Raw genomic sequence first — 17,311 nt, 5'->3', positions numbered from 1 at the left:
TTTTCTTTTTTACGAAAGCTGTCGGAGCTGTCATTTAGATAAGTTTGTAAGCCAACTCACGGTTGCCTAAATTCAGTATGTGTTGTATAATTATCCGCAATGAAGATATAAAACATTGCAAATCAAATAAAATCAAAAAGGAAAAAGAATGAGAAAATTAGCATTAAGTGATGAAATTCTGCTATCGATCCAGCAGCCTGCCCGCTACATCGGCGGAGAGGTAAATATGGTAGTAAAGGATCACTCCAAAGTACGTACCAGGTTCGCCTTCGCCTTCCCGGATGTCTATGACATTGGCATGTCCCACCTCGGCATCCAGATCCTCTACTCCATGTTCAACAGCAGAGAAGATGTGTGCTGTGAGCGTGTATACAGCCCCTGGGTGGACTTAGATCCCATTATGAGAGAGAAGAAAATCCCTCTTTTTACCTTAGAATCCCAGAAGCCGGTAAAGGATTTTGACTTTTTGGGCATTACCCTCCAGTATGAGATGTGCTACACCAATGTGCTTCAGATCCTGGATCTGTCCCAGATCCCCCTTCATGCCTGCGACCGTTGTGAAAATGATCCCATTGTCATCGGCGGCGGCCCCTGTGCCTACAATCCGGAACCGCTGGCGGACTTTTTCGACCTGTTCTACATCGGAGAGGGCGAGACCGTGTATTTTGACCTTATTGACCGTTATCAGGAAAATAAGGCGGCAGGCGGCTCCAGAAAGGATTTTCTGGAGATGGCGGCGGAAATTCCCGGCATCTATGTGCCATCCTTCTATGATCCTGAGTATAATGAGGACGGCACCTTAAAAAGCTTTACCCCCAACAACAGCCACGCAAAAGAGAAGATCCGCAAGCAGGTCGTTGCCGATATGGACAGTGTGGGTTATATCGAAAAGCCTCTGGTTCCCTATATAAAGGTCACTCAGGACCGCGTGGTTCTGGAGATTCAGAGAGGCTGCATCCGGGGCTGCCGTTTCTGCCAGGCCGGAAACGTATACCGTCCCTTAAGAGAGCACAGCCTGGAATATTTAAAGCATTATGCCTACGATATGCTTAAGAGTACAGGCCATGAGGAAATTTCTTTAAGCTCCTTAAGCTCCAGCGACTATACCTATCTGGAGGGCCTTGTGAATTTCCTCATTGACGAGTTTAAGGGGAAAGGGGTCAATATTTCCCTGCCTTCCTTACGAATCGACGCCTTCTCCCTGGATGTCATGAGCAAGGTTCAGGATATCAAAAAGAGCAGCCTTACCTTTGCGCCTGAGGCCGGCTCTCAGCGTCTGCGGGACGTAATCAATAAGGGACTGACCGAAGAGGTAATCTTAAAGGGCGCTTCCGAAGCCTTCCAGGCCGGATGGAACCGGGTAAAGCTGTACTTTATGCTGGGACAGCCTACAGAGACCGTAGAAGATATGGAGGGGATTGCCCTGCTGTCTGAAAAGATCGCAGAAGCCTATTATGACATTCCAAAGGATCAGAGAAACGGAAAAGTCCAGGTAGTTGCCAGCTCCTCCTTCTTTGTTCCAAAGCCATTTACCCCCTTCCAGTGGGCCAGAATGTGCACGAAAGAGGAGTTTTTAGAGAGGGCCAATATTGTCCGCGGCAAATTCCGTGAAATGAAAAATTTCAAAAGCTTAAAATACAACTGGCATGAGGCAGAGCTGACCGTTCTTGAGGGCGTCCTTGCCAGAGGCGACCGCCGGGTAGGCCCTGTGATCGAGGAGGCCTACAAAAACGGTGCCATCTTTGATTCCTGGTCCGAGTTCTTTAAAAATGAGATCTGGATGGATGCATTTAAGACCTGCGGCGTGGACATTGATTTTTACACCACCAGAGAGCGCAGCCTGGATGAACTGTTCCCCTGGGATTTTATTGATGCAGGCGTGACAAAGGAATTTTTAAAGAGAGAATGGCAGCAGGCTTTAAATGGTGAGGTGACGCCCAACTGCCGCCAGAAATGTTCCGGCTGCGGAGCCATGGGCTTTGGCGGCGGCGTATGTTTTGAAACCAGGGGGAAAGACCAATGAAAATCCGTATTAAGTTCAGAAAAACAGGTATTATGAAATTCATCGGCCACCTGGATGTGATGCGCTATTTCCAGAAGGCCATCCGAAGAGCCGATGTGGAGATCTGCTACAGCGGGGGCTTCAGCCCTCATCAGATCATGTCCTTTGCAGCGCCTTTAGGCGTGGGAATCACCAGCAATGGCGAATATGTGGATATTGAAGTACACTCCACCGGCACCACGGCTGAGATGTTAGAGCGTTTAAATGCCGTTATGGCCGAGGGCTTTGAGATCGCAGAGTACAAGCTTCTTCCTGATACCGCTGCCAACGCCATGTCAAGTGTGGCTGCCGCAGATTACACCTTAACCTTCCGTCCCGGCTATGAGCCGGAGGAGGAAAGCGCAGAAGAGTGGTTTAAAAAGCTTACTGCCTTTTTTGACCAGCCTCAGGTTATGGTCCTTAAAAAGACGAAAAAGGGCGAAAAGGAAATGGACCTTAAGCCTCTTATCTATGACCTTGGCGTGATTGCCGGAAATGATGCAGCACAGTCACAGCTCTTTATGAAGATTTCCACCGGAAGCGCATCCAATATTAAGCCGGAGCTTTTGTTGGATGCTTATTATGAAGCACTGGGCAAGGAACGTTCTCCCTTTGCCTTTATGGTTCAGAGAGAAGAAGTATACGCAGATCAGGCATCAGAGCATGAGAGAGAGCAGGGAATTCATTCTTTTATTCCTCTTGGAGCTTTGGGACAGGACATTGAGTGATGGAAAAACGGATCATTACATGGCTTAGGGGCAGGATCTGTACTGCTTTTATCCAGGACGGCTCTTTGGTGGAGTTGACTCTGGAGGACGAGGATTGCTCTGTTTTAAACCGTATTTATGTGGGACGGGTACAGAAGGTAGTACCGGGCATCAACGCGGCATTTATCGACACGGGAGACGGTGTAGGCTATTACAGTCTTACAGAAAACCGCAGCCATCTGTTTACCGACAGGAACCGGAAAGAGGGGCCTTTGCGCCAGGGAGATGAAATCCTGGTGCAGATCAGCCGGGAGGGCGTAAAGACAAAGGCTCCGGTGCTGACAGCAAACCTGTCCCTTCCCGGCCGTCTCTGTGTGGTTACCGCAGGCAGAACAGGCATTGGCTTTTCCAATAAGATCAGCGACAGCCTGTTTAAAAAGGAAGCAAAGGCCTGTCTGGAGGAAGCTCCCTTAAGTGGGTTTGGCGTGATCGTACGGACGAATGCCTACCAGGCCGGTATGGATGCGCTTATAAAAGAATGTATCCTTTTAAAAGAACGTCTGGAAGCCTTAATAAAAGACGCGGCCTGCAGAGTGAGCGGTTCCTGCCTGTACCAGCCTCTGCCGTCCTATATTACAGGGGTGCGGGATGCCTATGAAGGCCGGCTTTCCTCTATTGTAACCGATGACAGGGGGCTGTATGACCAGCTTAAGGCCTATCTGAAGGAAGAGCAGCCTGAGGATCTGGAAAAGCTTGAATTTTATGACGACAGCCTTCTGCCTTTATATAAGCTTTACGGCCTGGAAACTGTACTGGATCGTGCTCTTGGAAAACGTGTCTGGCTTAAATCCGGCGGCTATCTGGTTATTGAGCCTACAGAGGCTATGACGGTGATCGATGTAAACACTGGAAAGTATGAAGGCAGAAAGAAAATGGCCGACACCATCCGAAAAATCAATAACGAGGCGGCTTTTACCATTGCAGCCCAGCTGCGTTTAAGGAATCTTTCAGGCATCATTATGGTAGATTTTATTGATATGGAGCAGGAGGAGGACAAAAAGGCCCTTTTAGACTGCTTAAAACAGGCTGTGTCAACGGATCCGGTCCGTACGGTGGTTGTGGATATGACGCCTCTGGGGCTGGTGGAACTGACAAGAAAAAAGGTAAGAAAACCGCTTTATGAACAGGCGGGACAAACCTATGACGGGATGCGGGGGGATAAAAACCTATGAAGATCATAATTGTTGGCTGCGGTAAGGTGGGAACCACCCTGGCTGAACAGCTGAACAGAGAAAATCATGATATCACACTCATTGATACAAATGAGGAAGCCATACAAAACATTTCCGACAGCGCGGATGTAATGGGCGTGACGGGAAATGGTGCAGTTTATCAGGTACAGATGGAGGCAGGGATCCAGGATGCAGATCTTCTGATCGCTACCACAAATTCAGATGAATTAAATATGCTCTGCTGTCTGATCGCAAAAAAGGCCGGAAACTGCCACACCATCGCCCGTATCCGAAATCCGGAATATTCATCCGAGATCCGTTATATCAGAGAAGAGCTGAATCTGTCTCTGGCTATCAATCCGGAGCTGGCAGCCGCCAGAGAAATCGCCCGCCTTCTTCGTTTCCCCTCTGCAATTAAGATCGAGCCTTTTGCAAAGGGGCGGATCGAGCTTTTAAAATTCCTGATCCCGGAGCATTCTCTGCTGAATGATATGCGGGTCATGGATGTTGTAAACCGTCTAAAAAGCAATGTTCTGATCTGTGTGGTGGAGCGCGGAAATGACGTTGTGATACCGGACGGTAATTTTGTGATGAAAAAGGGAGATAAAATTTCCTTTATTGCCTCTCATCAGGAAAGTGCGGATTTCTTTAAAAAAGCGGGAGTTGACAATAATATTGTCAAAAGCGCCATGTTTGTGGGCGGCGGAAAGCTGACCCATTATCTGTGCAGGCTGCTGGAGGACACAAAAATCAAGATTAAAATCATCGAAAGAGACGAAGAGAGGTGCCGCCAGTTAAGCGAACTTCTTCCCAAAGCTATGATCATCCACGGCGACGGTACGGATGAACAGCTTCTTTTGGAGGAAGGGATCCGACAGACAGAGGCGTTTGCCAGTCTTACCGGATTTGATGAGGAAAATATCATGCTGTCCCTCTATGCCTCCAGCCAGTCGAAAGCAAAACTTATCACAAAAGTCAATAAGATTGCTTTTGAAAATGTTATTAATTCTTTAAATATCGGAAGTCTGATCCAGCCCAAGATGCTCACTGCTGAGATTATCCTCCAGTATGTCCGTGCTATGCAGAATTCCATGGGAAGCAGCAATATTGAGACTCTTTATAAAATTGCCGCAGATAAAGCGGAGGCGCTGGAATTTCGCGTAAAGGAGGGATCGCCGATTCTTGGCATTCCTTTGGAAAAACTGAAGCTGATCGATAATCTTTTAGTGGCCTGCATCAACCGGGGCGGAACGATCATCACTCCACGAGGCAAAGATACGGTTGAAGCTGGAGATACAGTTATTGTCGTTACGACTCATACAGGATTAAACGATCTTACAGATATTTTAAGGTAAAGGCGGGAGAGAGATGAATCGAAGTATTATTATCTATATGCTTGGCTGGATTATGAACATTGAAGCCGTCTTGCTGTTTCTGCCTATTATTACGGCAGCCGTTTACCGGGAATCCGTAATCACCTTCTATCTGGCTGTTTCCTGCATCTGCGGAGTTTTGGGCTTTTTGTGTACCAGGAAAAAGCCCAAAGTAAAAATGTTTTTTGCAAAAGAAGGCTTTGTACTGGTGTCCTTAGGCTGGATCGTACTCAGCTTTTTTGGCTGTATGCCCTTTTGGCTCAGCGGCGAAATTCCTCATTTTATTGATGCGCTGTTTGAAATTGTTTCCGGTTTTACAACTACCGGAGCCAGTATTGTGCCAAAGGTAGAAGAGCTTTCCAAGGCTACTTTGATGTGGCGCAGCTTTTCCCACTGGATCGGCGGTATGGGGATTTTAGTCTTTATCCTTTCCATCCTTCCCATGACCGGGGATTACAATATGCATATCATGCGTGCAGAAAGCCCCGGCCCTTCTGTGGGAAAGCTGGTGCCAAAAATCCGCATTACAGCAAAGCTTCTGTACCAGATCTACTTTTTTATGACCATTGCTACCATGGGCTTTCTGCTCATTGGCGGAATGCCTGTATTTGATACCATCTGCATGAGTCTCGGTGCAGCAGGAACCGGCGGTTTTGCCTGCAGAAACAGCGGCCAGGCAGATTATACCTTGTATCAGCAGGCCGTTTTAAGTATCGCAATGATCCTTTTTGGCGTGAATTTTAATGTTTATTACCTGCTTTTGATCAAAAAACCCAAGGATGCCTTCCGCTGTGAAGAAATGCGCGGCTATCTGGCCGTCATTCTGGGAGCAGTAATCCTGATTACTCTGAATGTACGCCACCTGTTTCCATCCCTGTTTCTGGCAGTTCACCATGTTCTGTTCCAGGTAGCATCTATTATCACAACTACAGGCTATGCGACAGTGGATTTTAACCAGTGGCCGGAATTTTCCAAATGCATTGTTCTGCTTTTGATGTTTATCGGCGCCTGTGCAGGAAGCACCGGAGGCGGCATCAAGGTATCACGCATTATGATGGCCTTCAAGGAGGCCAAAAAGGAAATGGCAGCAGTGATCCATCCCCGCAGCGTCAAGGTGATTAAATACGAGGGAAAAGTGCTGGGACACCCCGTCCTGCGTTCGCTGAATGCATATCTGATTCTTTATGCCCTGATTTTTGCAGTGTCTGTGCTGCTGGTCAGTCTGGATAACTTTGATTTTGCCACAAGTTTTTCTGCGGTGGCTGCAAACTTTAACAACATTGGGCCCGGTTTATCGACCGTCGGACCAAGCTCTAATTTTTCCATGCTGTCTGATTTATCAAAGCTGGTATTGATCTTTGATATGCTGGCCGGACGGCTGGAGCTTTTCCCGATCCTGGTGCTGTTTTCGCCGGGAACGTGGAAGAAAGGATAACTGAAAGACAGCGTCTGTTCGCAGGAATGTGAAGGGAGCAGGCGCTGTTTTTATGTTATCCTTCTTTTATCGCAAAACATCGTAAAACAACGCCATCCTTGGATTTTCATATTTTCTTGACGTAGTGCCCCTTGTCCGTTATAATAAATAAAGCAGCTGGCACAAGCCAGCGTTCCCGGCTGAAGCCGTTCCCGCAAAAGCGGAATATTTAAAAATAAACATGCGTAATTGATACCAGGAAGGTACAAAAATCCGACAGGATAGGTACATTTCTGGTATTTTTTGTGCAAAAAGGAGAGTAAGGTATGACAGAACGATTTTCAACAAAAAACATGGTAACAGCAGCTGTATTTTTGGCCCTTGGCATGGTGCTTCCCTTCTTCACCGGTCAGATTCCAACTATTGGAAGTATGCTTCTTCCCATGCACATTCCGGTTTTGATCTGCGGCTATGTCTGCGGCTGGCAGTGGGGGCTTTTAGTCGGCCTGATTGTTCCCATTCTGCGCAGCATGACTCTTGGAATGCCTCCTATGATGCCCGTAGCAGCTGCTATGGCATTTGAACTTGCAGCTTACGGAGCTTCTACAGGGCTTCTCTATGAAAAACTGGAGAAAAATACCATTTCCATTTATATCAGTCTGATCGGTGCCATGATTTTCGGGCGTATCGTATGGGGACTTGTAAGCATGGTCCTTTATGGAATTATGGGAAATGCCTTTTCTGTGCAGATTTTTTTAAGCGGAGCCCTTTTAAAGGCAGTCCCGGGAATTATCTTGCAGCTTGTCCTGATTCCTGTTATTATTATAACATTGAGAAAAGCAAAGGTAATCGAATAAAATATGAAAGAAATACTGCTTGCGCATTTAAAACAATATCCCCAGATGCAGCTCCAGGATGTGGTAAAGCTGCTGTATCAGAGCGAATTTGGCGGCGGCCATATGATCACCAGTCCTGAAAAAAGCCTGGATCGTCTGAAAGAAGAGTACAAAAGCTTTAAGTGGGAGTATTCTCCCATTATATGCGAACCAATCGGGGGAGAAATGTACCGGATTTATCTGTCTGCTCTGGAGGACGGACTGTCCGAAGAAACTTTAAACCGGATGTTTACAGAAACTGCAGCCAGAGCATCCGGAACAAGGGAGGGCTTTGAGGAGAAACTAAGGTGTCTGCTCCAGTGCTGCCGGTCGGGAGAGCTTCCGTTCACTTTGGCTCAGGCAGAAGCATTTCTGGATACATACCGCAGCCAGGGATATCCCGCCGTCCGTCACAGTAGCTTTTACCGCAGTGCCTATCATCCGGCCTATCGGATCGTTTCCGCCAGCTATGCACGCTATTATGAAGCTTTCATAAGGATTGACAGGGCTTTGAGAGAGAGGATGCAGGTACAGATTGCCATTGACGGGATGTGCGCCGCAGGGAAGAGTACCATGGGGCGGATTCTTCAAAGTATTTACTCCTGCCGGCTGTTCCATATGGATGACTTTTTTTTACAGCCTTATCAGCGCACCGCCGACCGGCTGTCCCAGATCGGCGGGAATGTAGATTATGAACGTTTTAAAAAAGAGATTTTAGATCACTTAAATGACAGAGAGGGACTGGAATATCAAATCTACAGCTGTAAGGCTCAGAGGCTGGACTGCCGAATACAAACGGACTGGACTCCCTTAAGCATCATTGAAGGCTCCTACAGCCAGCACCCCTTCTTTGGAGACATCTGGGATCTAAGGTTTTTCTGTGAAATTGATCCCGCAGAGCAGTTAAACAGAATCCGGATCAGAAACGGCGAGGCAATGTGCGAACGTTTTAAGCAGGAATGGATCCCGAAAGAAAACGCATATTTTGATACGTTCGGCATCCGTGAAAAAAGTATCTGCCTGACGGACGGAAAAACAAAAAATTCTAAAAACATATTGACAGATTAAAACAGGAATGCTATAGTATACGAGTATGCCGCACAGCGGGGTAAAAGTCCGGGAGAATGGATGCATCCAAAAAACCGGCACCGAAGCTGGCGAGTAATGAACATAGGAGGTGCCTTTTATGTACGCGATTATTGCAACAGGCGGAAAGCAGTACAAGGTAGCAGAAGGCGATGTCATTAAGGTAGAAAGACTGGGCGCAGGCGCAGGCGAGACCGTAACATTTGACCAGGTACTGGCTGTAAACAACGGCGAACTGCAGATCGGATGCCCAACCGTAGCCGGAGCAACTGTTACAGCAACAGTTGAGAAGGAAGGTAAGGCTAAGAAAGTGATCGTTTACAAGTATAAGAGAAAGACTGGCTATCACAAGAAGAACGGCCACAGACAGCTCTATACACAGGTTAAGATCGAAAAGATCAATGCCTAATTGTAAATGATATGATTCAGGCAACTGTATTAAAAGATTCCAGAGATTCAGGCAATGTGCTTTACCGGGGGATTGTGATTGAAGGTCATGCTGGATATGCTGAAGAGGGTGAGGATATCATCTGCGCAGCTGTATCGGCGCTGGCGATCAATTTTTATAATTCGGTAGAGACATTTACGGAAGACCCATTTGAGGGGGCTGCCGGACAGGCGGACGTTCAGTTTGACTTTCGGTTTACCTCAGATATAAGTCCTGAGTCGCAGCTCCTTATGAATTCTCTTATTCTGGGACTTCAGAATATTGAGAAGGATTATGGGAGAACATATATTATCATCCGATTCAAGGAGGTGTAAGACATGTTAAAGATGAACCTTCAGTTATTCGCTCATAAAAAGGGTGTTGGTTCTACTAAGAACGGCCGTGATTCCGAGTCCAAGAGACTGGGCGCCAAGAGAGCTGATGGACAGTTCGTACTGGCAGGAAACATCCTGTACAGACAGCGCGGTACTCACATTCATCCTGGCAACAACGTAGGCAAAGGCGGCGACGATACCTTATTTGCATTAGTAGACGGAGTTGTTAAGTTTGAAAGAAAGGGCAGAGACAGAAAGCAGGTTTCTGTTTACCCAAGAGCAATCAACGAATAATTCTGAGGGGCCCCATACCTGGTGTATGGAGCCCTTTTTTTAGACAGTGTACCCGAAAAGACGGGGCATACAAAAACCATGCGTTCCGGATGACGGAGCGTGTGCCACACCATACAGGAGGTGCTGTTATATGTTTGCAGATCGTGCAAAAGTATTTATCAAGTCCGGTAAGGGCGGCGACGGCCATGTGTCCTTCAGACGGGAGCTTTATGTTCCTAACGGCGGTCCTGACGGCGGTGACGGCGGAAGAGGCGGCGATGTGATTTTTCAGGTTGATACAGGAAAAAATACACTGATCGATTTCCGTCATATACACAAATACATCGCAAAGGATGGACAGGAAGGCGGAAAACGCCGCTGCCACGGAGCAGATGCCGATGATCTGATCGTTAAAGTTCCAGAAGGAACTGTGATCAAAGATTTTGAATCCGGCAAGGTGATTGCCGATATGTCAGGAGACAACAAACGGGAAGTAATCCTAAAAGGCGGCAAGGGCGGACTTGGAAATATGCACTTTGCCACCTCTACCATGCAGGTGCCAAAGTATGCCCAGCCCGGACAACCCGGACAGGAGCTGTGGGTACAGCTGGAGCTCAAAGTCATTGCAGATGTAGGCCTTGTAGGTTATCCAAATGTAGGAAAATCCACCCTGCTTTCCGTTGTCAGCAATGCAAAGCCCGAAATTGCCAATTATCATTTTACTACATTAAATCCCCATCTGGGTGTAGTGGACTTAGGAGACGGAGCCGGTTTTGTTATGGCCGATATCCCCGGACTGATCGAGGGAGCCTCTGAAGGCGTAGGGCTGGGCCACTCCTTCCTGCGCCATATTGAGCGTACCAAGGTGCTGGTTCATGTGGTAGACGCTGCCTCTGTGGAGGGCCGTGACCCATTGGAGGACATCCGCACCATTATCAGAGAGCTTGAGAAGTACAATCCAAAGCTTTTGGAGCGTCCGCAGGTAATTGCTGCCAATAAGATGGATGCCATGTATTCCGAAGAAGACCAAAATCAGGTCCTGGATGCATTAAAGTCTGAATTTGAACCCAAGGGCATCCGTGTATTCCCAATCTCTGCAGTAAGCCGTCAGGGTGTAAAGGAACTTTTATGGCATATCAATGATCTTTTAAAGACGGTTGATCAGACTCCTGTCGTTTTTGAAAAGGAGTTTGAAATTCAGTATCAGGGAGACAGAAGCCTTCCTTATACCGTTACCAGAGCTGATGACGGCGCCTATGTGGTAGAAGGACCGAGAATTGAAAAAATGCTTGGCTATACCAACCTGGATTCTGAGAAAGGCTTTGACTTTTTCCAGAAATTCCTGAAAAATACAGGTGTTTTGGATGATCTGGAAAAGGCCGGGATCAATGAGGGCGACACGGTCCGGATGTACGGACTGGAATTTGACTATTATAAATAATGATATCGGGGTCAAAAAATCGTTTGGCCCCTGTGATTCAAGTATAAAGGAGCAGCTATGACAAGTAAGCAGAGAGCCTATTTAAAGGGCCTGGCTATGAATCTGGATCCTGTTTTCCAGATTGGAAAAGCCAGCCTCACGCCTGAAGTAACCCAGGCTGTGGCTGAAGCACTGGAAGCCAGGGAACTGATCAAGATTACTGTATTAAAGAACTGTCTGGATGATGGGCGTTCCATCGCTGATGTACTGGCGGAAAGAACCCATTCTCAGGTGGTCCAGGTAATCGGACGCAAGATTGTTTTGTACCGTCCTGCAAAAGATGAGGCGAAGAGAAAAATCGTACTTCCTAAATAATGCAGGAGGTCTATTATGGCAAATATAGGAATCCTGGGAGGCACCTTTGATCCCATACACAAAGGACATCTGGCACTGGGACAGCAGGCATATGAGCAGTTTAAGCTGGATCAGATCTGGTTTATGCCCTCCAGCCTTCCGCCTCACAAAAGAGCGCAGAAGGTGACTGAAGGAACCGAGCGTCAGGATATGGTAAAGCTGGCTATCAGGGATTATCCGTGGTTTCAGTATTCTGATTTTGAATTCAGGCGTCACGGAAACAGCTATACTGCTCAGACCCTTATGTTATTAAAGGAAGCATACCCCCATGATAAATTTTATTTTATAGAAGGGGCGGATTCTCTGTATGAGATCGAGGACTGGTATCATCCGGAAATGGTGATGCAGGAAACAACGATCCTGGTTGCGGGCCGCCCATACAAACATACCCACAGGCCTCTTGATCTTCAGATTGCCTATTTAAAGGATAAATACAGTGCCAGAATCGAACGGATACATTTTGAGGAAATGGACATTTCTTCAGAAACTGTCCGCAAAGCTGCGAAACAGGGCTGCGATCTGACTAAATGGCTTCCGGACGAAGTAGCGGAATATATAAAAGCTCACGGACTGTATCAGTAAGACAGGGCCGCAGCAAAGAAAGGCGGTTTCGGATGAAAATGGATCACCAATGCAATCAGGTTTTAATGTTTCGGAAAAAACTTAAATCCAGACTGGATCCCATGCGCTATGAACATTCACTCAGCGTTTCCTTTACCTGTATGAATCTGGCTATGCGTTATGGGTATGATATAGATAAGGCTGAGCTGGCAGGTCTTCTTCATGACTGCGGCAAGCGTTTTCCAGATTCGGTTATTTTAAAAAAATGCCTAAAGCATGGAATTCCCGTTACAGAAGGAGAGAGAAGGGCTCTTGCAGTGCTCCACGCAAAGTACGGAGCCTGGCTGGCCCGGCATAAATATCAGATTGAGGATTCTGAAATTTTGAATGCCATTGCCTGTCATACTACCGGAAAACCGGAGATGACCGTTCTGGATAAGATTCTTTATATTGCAGATTATATCGAACCCAGACGTTACAAAGCAGACAACCTGCCTCAGATCCGCCGTATGGCTTATGAGGATCTTGATCAGACCATGTATGCTATTTTAAAAGGCACGTTGGAATATCTCCAAAGAAAGGGCGGCTGTATAGACCCCATGACACTGCAGGCATATGAATACTTTAAGGCTCAGATGAAAGGAAATGAAGAATGACTTCTAAGGAAATGGTTAAAATCGCCTATGAGGCGCTCAGCGATAAAAAGGGACAGGATATCAAAATCATCGATATCCAGCTGGTATCTGTCCTTGCAGACTATTTTATCATCGCAGATGGAAGCAATGTCAATCAGGTTCAGGCAATGGCTGACAATGTAGAAGAAATGCTGGCAAAGGTTGGATGTGAATGCAGACAGATCGAAGGATACCAGAGCGGAAACTGGATCCTGATGGATTATAAAGATGTGATTGTCCATATCTTCTGCAGAGAGGATCGTTTATTCTACGATCTGGAACGTATCTGGAGAGACGGAAAGACATTTGTAGATGTAAATGAACTGTAATATATGATTTATAAAGGTATAATAAGCCGCAGCTTTTCGCTAGAATCCGGGATGGGGATTTTTCGAAAAGCTGCGGCTTTTATGCTGCTTTCATACCTGAGTACCCAGCACCGCTGGCTACATCATCCTGAGCAGACCAATGACCTTTCCTAAAATATCTACATGATCAGTAATGATCGGCTCCATAGCATCATTTTCCGGCTGCAGACGATAATGATCCTTCTCTTTATAATAACGCTTTACAGTAGCGGAATCATCCAGAAGAGCTACTACAATCTCTCCGTTTTCTGCAGTAGAACGCTGTTCTACGATCAGTTTATCCCCCGGAAAGATCCCTGCACCGATCATGCTTTCTCCTTTTACATGAAGCATGAAAATCTCTGCATTGGGAAGGGCTTCTGCAGGAAAGGGAAAATAATCCTCAATACATTCTTCTGCCAGAATGGGTTCTCCCGCGGCCACTGTGCCGATCACAGGAATATTTACCATCTCTCTCCGGTTAAAATTAAACGTATCATCCAGAATTTCAATGGTTCTCGGTTTTGTAGGATCACGGCGGATATATCCCTTATCCTCAAGTGCAGCCAGATGAGAATGAACGGAGGACGTTGACTTTAAACGAACAGCCTCGCAGATCTCCCGAACAGCCGGGGGATATCCCTTCTTTAAAATCGTATTTTTAATATATTCTAATATTTCCTGCTGTTTTGCAGTGATCTTATCCTGTTCCATAATCCTTACCTCCTGTCTGCTGTATAATACGGGCATCATTTGCTGATATTATAGTAACATATGTTCGAAAAAAATGCAAACCTTTGTTCGGATTTTTCTGCGCCCCATTGACAAACGTATGTTCTGATGCTATAGTATAACTGCATCTATAAGAACACATGTTCGCATAACATACGTTTTACAGAGGAGGAGCTGGTATGAGACAAACCATTCAAATGACAAGGCGGCGCTTTTTTGCATCCTGTTTTATGCTTCTGATTCTCGTGATCGCAGTGACAGGGTACAGTATGCTGACCACACTAGCAGAAGAGGAGCCAGTTCAAGGGCTGCCTTATTACAGCAGCATCGAAATCCAGGAGGGTGACAGCCTGTGGAAAATTGCAGACCGTTATCGAAAAGGAAGCCGGATGACTACACAAGAGTATGTAAAACAGCTCCAGAGGATGAACCGACTGACAGGAGATACAATCCATGCCGGCGCGCACCTTACCATTGTTTATTATAAATAACGGCACCTCTGAAAACAGCCTTGCATTTTTTCCACACTTATGCTAAGATATAACTATGGTTAGATTAAACTAACTTATAATTTTGCAGATGTGAGGTATACTATGTGTAAAGAGACTCTCGAAATGATGCTTTGCCTTAACCGAAAGGAGCTGGAAACACAGGTTGTAATGCAGTGTGCTCCGCTTTTAACAGGTATAAAGATTTCAAACCTTCTGACAACTGATCAAAACAACCGGATCCATACAGCACGTCTGTTCAGCCGTACGCCGGTATCCTGCTTTTTGCTTTGCCAATCCCAAGGAAAGGCTGTTTTTCTCTTATATATGAAGGAGCAGTTGAAGGCATATCTGGATCTGCCTTCTGTCAAGGGACTGATGAAACGTTTTGGTTATACGGGGATGAAGCTGGATGAAATCCTTTCTCTTGTAGGCCAATGCTATAAGGACCATATGGAGGGCAGAAGAGAATTCCCCCATGAAATCGGCCTGCTTCTGGGATATCCGGCAGCGGATGTAGAGGGATTTATAGAAAATAAAGGTCAGGATTCTCTTTACAGCGGTTATTGGAAAGTATACTCCGATCCGGAAGAATGCCGGCGTATTTTTAATAAATATGATCACGCCAGAGAGCGTGTGATCCGTCTCATGGCTGGAGGTATGACCGTCAGACACATTATAGCGCTGCACCACCCATATTATTACAGCACAGCGGCTGTATAGCAAGGAGGACTATATGAAAACAATTCTCATTATATACTGGTCACAGACCGGCAATACAGAGGCCATGGCTCATGCGATCGCCCAGGGGATAGAAGAAGAGGGGAACCAGGCAAAGCTTCTGGAGGTATCTGAAGCGGAGCCAGAGATATTAAAAAAAGCCAATGTATTTGCTCTGGGCTGTCCGGCTATGGGAGGAGAGGTTCTGGAAGAGGACGAGATGGAACCATTTGTAACAAAGTCTGAACCGTTTGTATCCGGTAAAGTAATCGGCCTGTTTGGTTCCTATGGATGGGGTGATGGGCAGTGGATGCGCGATTGGGAAGCGCGTATGGCTGCGGCAGGAGCCAAAATCCAGGGTGGAACAGGAGTAATCTGTCAGGAAGCACCGGATGAAGAAGCACTGGAGCGATGCAGGAAATTGGGACGGGAATTAAGTAATATATAGGGGGGATATCATTTCTTCCCCCCTGATTCTCGAAGCTGCACCTTATTACGGGCACTACGCCGTCTTTCATCTTCAAGCGCCGCATAATGACGTTTTGTTGTATTTACATCTGAATGTCCAAGGACATCTGCCACCAGATAAATATCACCTGTTTCACGATACAAACTGGTACCATAGGTACTGCGCAGTTTATGGGGCGTAATTGGCTTTAAAGGGGCCACTGTGCGGGCATACTTTTTTACCAGATTTTCCACGCTGCGTACAGCCATGCGTTTCTTTTGGAGAGACAGGAAGAGTGCATCTTCACTGCCTGTTTCCGGAATGATACGGTCCCTTTCCTCCAAGTAATCTAAAAGAGCCTCCTCAACCTCTGTTCCAAAATATACCGTTACTTCTTTGCCGCCTTTTCTGTAGATACGAATACCTCCATTTTTAAAGTCAATATCAGCAATATTTAATCCCACACATTCTGACACACGGATTCCCGTACCAAGAAGGAGCGTCATAATGGCCAGATCTCTAAGTTTTGTCTTATTATGATATGCCTTTTGTTTTTCTGTCAGATTTTCTCCTTGTTCCACCTCATCCAGCAGAAGAGCAACTTCATCTATATCCAGACGAATGATTTCTTTTTCATGAATTTTGGGTAAACGGACTAATGCAGCCGGATTATTTTTAATACGTTCATTTCGGTAAAAATAATTATAAAAGCTTTTGAGTGATGAAATCTTGCGCATGATTCCACGTTCTTTATTCATAATTTCCTGATTTTTGTCATTAAACCGATATTTCAGATATTCCATATATTCTTCAAAATCTGTTACAGAGAGCTGATCTAAAAGATCAAGAGAAAGATCTGTGATAGCAATCTGTTTCAGCGCCGGATTTTCTTTATGGAGAAAATCAAAAAATATATGCAGATCATATGCATATGCAATTCGGGTTCGTGAAGAAGTCCTGGGTTCAATTCCACGGAAGAAATCTGCGCAAAATCCCGGAAGATCCCGGATCAAACCGCGAAGGCGTATAATGTTTTCTTTGTCTTTTTGTTCGTGATAGGATAATGTACTCATAATAAAAACTCCATACAATTCATTTTATAAAAACAGTTGGAGTTATGTGATGAGAGACAGTGTTTCAACTATTCGCGAAACACAGCTTTAACGAATAGTTGAAGCAGGAATTACTAATTTTACTAAATCATCGACTTTCACTGATTTTCAGCTATTTTCAGCTATTTTCAGCTGCCCCTGCTTCCTTCTGTTTTATATCACATACTCTTCATTATTGTCAAATGAATAAAACGTCCCGGACAATTTTTATCCGGGACATATTCGTATCTTACATCTGTGCAGATAAACTTATTTTATTATAAAATCGTCCGAAGTAATCCATTTAAAAATCCGGCAGCCTGTTTTTCGTCCGGACCATCTATCTTTAGTACAAGGTTTTCTCCCTGTCTGGCGTTCAGACTCATAAGTGCCAGCACATTTTTGCAGTTTGCCTCTCCTTTGGCGCTGGATATGGTAATCTGACTCTGATAATCTGAAGCCGCGCGGCTTAAGCTCATAGAATTTGATGCATGAAGTCCCTGTCTGTTTGAAATAACATATCTGTAGCTTATCATTTTTATCATCCTTTGCGTTTTAGTGTTTAAATTAAATCTTCAATATTACAGAAATAGACGGCATTGTTGTTTGATTTTAATCTTTTATTTATGACATTATTGAAAATCTCTATCCTT

21 protein-coding genes are annotated in these 17,311 nt (G+C 45.7%); 18 read left to right on the top strand and 3 right to left on the bottom strand.

Annotated elements, in window-relative coordinates:
• Positions 1 to 148 precede the first annotated feature (148 nt).
• From WKT10_RS06750 to rsfS, 15 genes are all read left to right on the top strand, one after another.
• Positions 149 to 2,023: a TIGR03960 family B12-binding radical SAM protein gene (locus tag WKT10_RS06750; protein ID WP_337934277.1), complete on the top strand. Its 1,875-nt coding sequence runs from the start codon at positions 149 to 151 to the stop codon at positions 2,021 to 2,023.
• Positions 2,020 to 2,769 (top strand): TIGR03936 family radical SAM-associated protein, encoded by a 750-nt coding sequence (locus WKT10_RS06745; RefSeq protein WP_066548425.1) that lies wholly within the window; start codon positions 2,020 to 2,022, stop codon positions 2,767 to 2,769. The genes WKT10_RS06750 and WKT10_RS06745 overlap by 4 nt, the downstream gene beginning before the upstream one ends.
• The gene (locus WKT10_RS06740) at positions 2,769 to 3,980 is read left to right on the top strand and encodes a ribonuclease E/G (protein ID WP_337934276.1); all 1,212 of its coding nucleotides are present in this window, start codon (positions 2,769 to 2,771) and stop codon (positions 3,978 to 3,980) included. The genes WKT10_RS06745 and WKT10_RS06740 overlap by 1 nt, the downstream gene beginning before the upstream one ends.
• Positions 3,977 to 5,335: a Trk system potassium transporter TrkA gene (gene trkA / locus WKT10_RS06735; protein WP_337934275.1), complete on the top strand. Its 1,359-nt coding sequence runs from the start codon at positions 3,977 to 3,979 to the stop codon at positions 5,333 to 5,335. The genes WKT10_RS06740 and trkA overlap by 4 nt, the downstream gene beginning before the upstream one ends.
• A 13-nt stretch (positions 5,336 to 5,348) precedes the next feature.
• Complete coding sequence (locus tag WKT10_RS06730) at positions 5,349 to 6,788, top strand: TrkH family potassium uptake protein (protein ID WP_337934274.1); 1,440 nt, start codon at positions 5,349 to 5,351, stop codon at positions 6,786 to 6,788.
• A 305-nt stretch (positions 6,789 to 7,093) separates the two neighbouring features.
• Positions 7,094 to 7,624: an ECF transporter S component gene (locus tag WKT10_RS06725; RefSeq protein ID WP_066548434.1), complete on the top strand. Its 531-nt coding sequence runs from the start codon at positions 7,094 to 7,096 to the stop codon at positions 7,622 to 7,624.
• A gap of 3 nt (positions 7,625 to 7,627) precedes the next feature.
• Positions 7,628 to 8,710: a hypothetical protein gene (locus WKT10_RS06720; protein WP_337934273.1), complete on the top strand. Its 1,083-nt coding sequence runs from the start codon at positions 7,628 to 7,630 to the stop codon at positions 8,708 to 8,710.
• A 118-nt stretch (positions 8,711 to 8,828) separates the two neighbouring features.
• Positions 8,829 to 9,137, top strand: coding sequence for a 50S ribosomal protein L21 (rplU, locus tag WKT10_RS06715; RefSeq protein ID WP_066548443.1), 309 nt, complete (start codon positions 8,829 to 8,831; stop codon positions 9,135 to 9,137).
• A gap of 11 nt (positions 9,138 to 9,148) precedes the next feature.
• Positions 9,149 to 9,490, top strand: coding sequence for a ribosomal-processing cysteine protease Prp (locus tag WKT10_RS06710; RefSeq protein WP_337934272.1), 342 nt, complete (start codon positions 9,149 to 9,151; stop codon positions 9,488 to 9,490).
• Between the two features lie 3 nt (positions 9,491 to 9,493).
• Positions 9,494 to 9,784: a 50S ribosomal protein L27 gene (rpmA, locus tag WKT10_RS06705; RefSeq protein WP_066548452.1), complete on the top strand. Its 291-nt coding sequence runs from the start codon at positions 9,494 to 9,496 to the stop codon at positions 9,782 to 9,784.
• A gap of 130 nt (positions 9,785 to 9,914) precedes the next feature.
• A complete protein-coding gene (obgE, locus tag WKT10_RS06700) occupies positions 9,915 to 11,204 on the top strand; it encodes a GTPase ObgE (RefSeq protein ID WP_066548455.1) in 1,290 nt (429 codons plus the stop codon).
• A 57-nt stretch (positions 11,205 to 11,261) separates the two neighbouring features.
• Positions 11,262 to 11,558 carry a ribosome assembly RNA-binding protein YhbY gene (yhbY, locus tag WKT10_RS06695; RefSeq protein ID WP_066548457.1) on the top strand — a complete coding sequence of 99 codons (297 nt, stop codon included), beginning with the start codon at positions 11,262 to 11,264 and terminating at the stop codon, positions 11,556 to 11,558.
• Between the two features lie 15 nt (positions 11,559 to 11,573).
• Entirely contained in the window at positions 11,574 to 12,179 is a 606-nt protein-coding gene (gene nadD / locus WKT10_RS06690) for a nicotinate-nucleotide adenylyltransferase (protein ID WP_340276298.1), read from the top strand.
• A gap of 38 nt (positions 12,180 to 12,217) precedes the next feature.
• Positions 12,218 to 12,814: a bis(5'-nucleosyl)-tetraphosphatase (symmetrical) YqeK gene (yqeK, locus tag WKT10_RS06685; protein WP_337433331.1), complete on the top strand. Its 597-nt coding sequence runs from the start codon at positions 12,218 to 12,220 to the stop codon at positions 12,812 to 12,814.
• Positions 12,811 to 13,161, top strand: a complete 351-nt coding sequence (gene rsfS / locus WKT10_RS06680) for a ribosome silencing factor (protein ID WP_340276296.1) — start codon at positions 12,811 to 12,813, stop codon at positions 13,159 to 13,161. Before yqeK ends, rsfS begins: the two co-directional genes overlap by 4 nt.
• Positions 13,162 to 13,278: 117 nt before the next feature.
• Here the strand turns inward: rsfS and lexA are convergent, their stop codons facing one another.
• Positions 13,279 to 13,893, bottom strand: coding sequence for a transcriptional repressor LexA (lexA, locus tag WKT10_RS06675; protein WP_066548463.1), 615 nt, complete (start codon positions 13,891 to 13,893; stop codon positions 13,279 to 13,281).
• 197 nt (positions 13,894 to 14,090) lie between these two features.
• Between lexA and yneA the strand changes: the two genes are divergently transcribed.
• The 3 genes from yneA to WKT10_RS06660 all read left to right on the top strand — a co-directional run bounded on the left by yneA (position 14,091) and on the right by WKT10_RS06660 (position 15,567).
• Positions 14,091 to 14,402, top strand: a complete 312-nt coding sequence (gene yneA / locus WKT10_RS06670) for a cell division suppressor protein YneA (protein ID WP_242962997.1) — start codon at positions 14,091 to 14,093, stop codon at positions 14,400 to 14,402.
• Positions 14,403 to 14,525: 123 nt separating this feature from the next.
• On the top strand, positions 14,526 to 15,122 hold the full coding sequence (locus tag WKT10_RS06665; RefSeq protein ID WP_296038457.1) for a DUF3793 family protein: 597 nt from the start codon (positions 14,526 to 14,528) through the stop codon (positions 15,120 to 15,122).
• A gap of 13 nt (positions 15,123 to 15,135) precedes the next feature.
• On the top strand, positions 15,136 to 15,567 hold the full coding sequence (locus tag WKT10_RS06660) for a flavodoxin (protein ID WP_066548467.1): 432 nt from the start codon (positions 15,136 to 15,138) through the stop codon (positions 15,565 to 15,567).
• A gap of 8 nt (positions 15,568 to 15,575) precedes the next feature.
• Here WKT10_RS06660 and WKT10_RS06655 read toward each other — a convergent pair whose 3' ends face one another.
• Positions 15,576 to 16,640, bottom strand: coding sequence for a tyrosine-type recombinase/integrase (locus tag WKT10_RS06655; RefSeq protein ID WP_066548469.1), 1,065 nt, complete (start codon positions 16,638 to 16,640; stop codon positions 15,576 to 15,578).
• A gap of 296 nt (positions 16,641 to 16,936) precedes the next feature.
• Entirely contained in the window at positions 16,937 to 17,194 is a 258-nt protein-coding gene (locus WKT10_RS06650) for an HPr family phosphocarrier protein (protein WP_066548471.1), read from the bottom strand.
• Positions 17,195 to 17,311 lie beyond the last annotated feature (117 nt).

It is taken from the genome of Enterocloster sp. HCN-30185 (genome assembly GCF_037890305.1).
In the GTDB taxonomy this organism is placed as follows: Bacteria; Bacillota; Clostridia; order Lachnospirales; family Lachnospiraceae; genus Enterocloster.
Note: the sequence above shows the minus strand (reverse complement) of the source record. Positions and strands in the feature narration are given on the sequence as shown.

What these genes read in the sequence shown, in the direction of transcription:
- WKT10_RS06750 (WP_337934277.1), top strand. Translation starts at nt 149, where the DNA reads ATGAGAAAATTAGCATTAAGTGATGAAATTCTGCTATCGATCCAGCAG.
- WKT10_RS06745 (WP_066548425.1), top strand. Translation starts at nt 2,020, where the DNA reads ATGAAAATCCGTATTAAGTTCAGAAAAACAGGTATTATGAAATTCATC.
- WKT10_RS06740 (WP_337934276.1), top strand. Translation starts at nt 2,769, where the DNA reads ATGGAAAAACGGATCATTACATGGCTTAGGGGCAGGATCTGTACTGCT.
- trkA (WP_337934275.1), top strand. Translation starts at nt 3,977, where the DNA reads ATGAAGATCATAATTGTTGGCTGCGGTAAGGTGGGAACCACCCTGGCT.
- WKT10_RS06730 (WP_337934274.1), top strand. Translation starts at nt 5,349, where the DNA reads ATGAATCGAAGTATTATTATCTATATGCTTGGCTGGATTATGAACATT.
- WKT10_RS06725 (WP_066548434.1), top strand. Translation starts at nt 7,094, where the DNA reads ATGACAGAACGATTTTCAACAAAAAACATGGTAACAGCAGCTGTATTT.
- WKT10_RS06720 (WP_337934273.1), top strand. Translation starts at nt 7,628, where the DNA reads ATGAAAGAAATACTGCTTGCGCATTTAAAACAATATCCCCAGATGCAG.
- rplU (WP_066548443.1), top strand. Translation starts at nt 8,829, where the DNA reads ATGTACGCGATTATTGCAACAGGCGGAAAGCAGTACAAGGTAGCAGAA.
- WKT10_RS06710 (WP_337934272.1), top strand. Translation starts at nt 9,149, where the DNA reads ATGATTCAGGCAACTGTATTAAAAGATTCCAGAGATTCAGGCAATGTG.
- rpmA (WP_066548452.1), top strand. Translation starts at nt 9,494, where the DNA reads ATGTTAAAGATGAACCTTCAGTTATTCGCTCATAAAAAGGGTGTTGGT.
- obgE (WP_066548455.1), top strand. Translation starts at nt 9,915, where the DNA reads ATGTTTGCAGATCGTGCAAAAGTATTTATCAAGTCCGGTAAGGGCGGC.
- yhbY (WP_066548457.1), top strand. Translation starts at nt 11,262, where the DNA reads ATGACAAGTAAGCAGAGAGCCTATTTAAAGGGCCTGGCTATGAATCTG.
- nadD (WP_340276298.1), top strand. Translation starts at nt 11,574, where the DNA reads ATGGCAAATATAGGAATCCTGGGAGGCACCTTTGATCCCATACACAAA.
- yqeK (WP_337433331.1), top strand. Translation starts at nt 12,218, where the DNA reads ATGGATCACCAATGCAATCAGGTTTTAATGTTTCGGAAAAAACTTAAA.
- rsfS (WP_340276296.1), top strand. Translation starts at nt 12,811, where the DNA reads ATGACTTCTAAGGAAATGGTTAAAATCGCCTATGAGGCGCTCAGCGAT.
- lexA (WP_066548463.1), bottom strand. Translation starts at nt 13,893, where the DNA reads ATGGAACAGGATAAGATCACTGCAAAACAGCAGGAAATATTAGAATAT.
- yneA (WP_242962997.1), top strand. Translation starts at nt 14,091, where the DNA reads ATGAGACAAACCATTCAAATGACAAGGCGGCGCTTTTTTGCATCCTGT.
- WKT10_RS06665 (WP_296038457.1), top strand. Translation starts at nt 14,526, where the DNA reads ATGATGCTTTGCCTTAACCGAAAGGAGCTGGAAACACAGGTTGTAATG.
- WKT10_RS06660 (WP_066548467.1), top strand. Translation starts at nt 15,136, where the DNA reads ATGAAAACAATTCTCATTATATACTGGTCACAGACCGGCAATACAGAG.
- WKT10_RS06655 (WP_066548469.1), bottom strand. Translation starts at nt 16,640, where the DNA reads ATGAGTACATTATCCTATCACGAACAAAAAGACAAAGAAAACATTATA.
- WKT10_RS06650 (WP_066548471.1), bottom strand. Translation starts at nt 17,194, where the DNA reads ATGATAAGCTACAGATATGTTATTTCAAACAGACAGGGACTTCATGCA.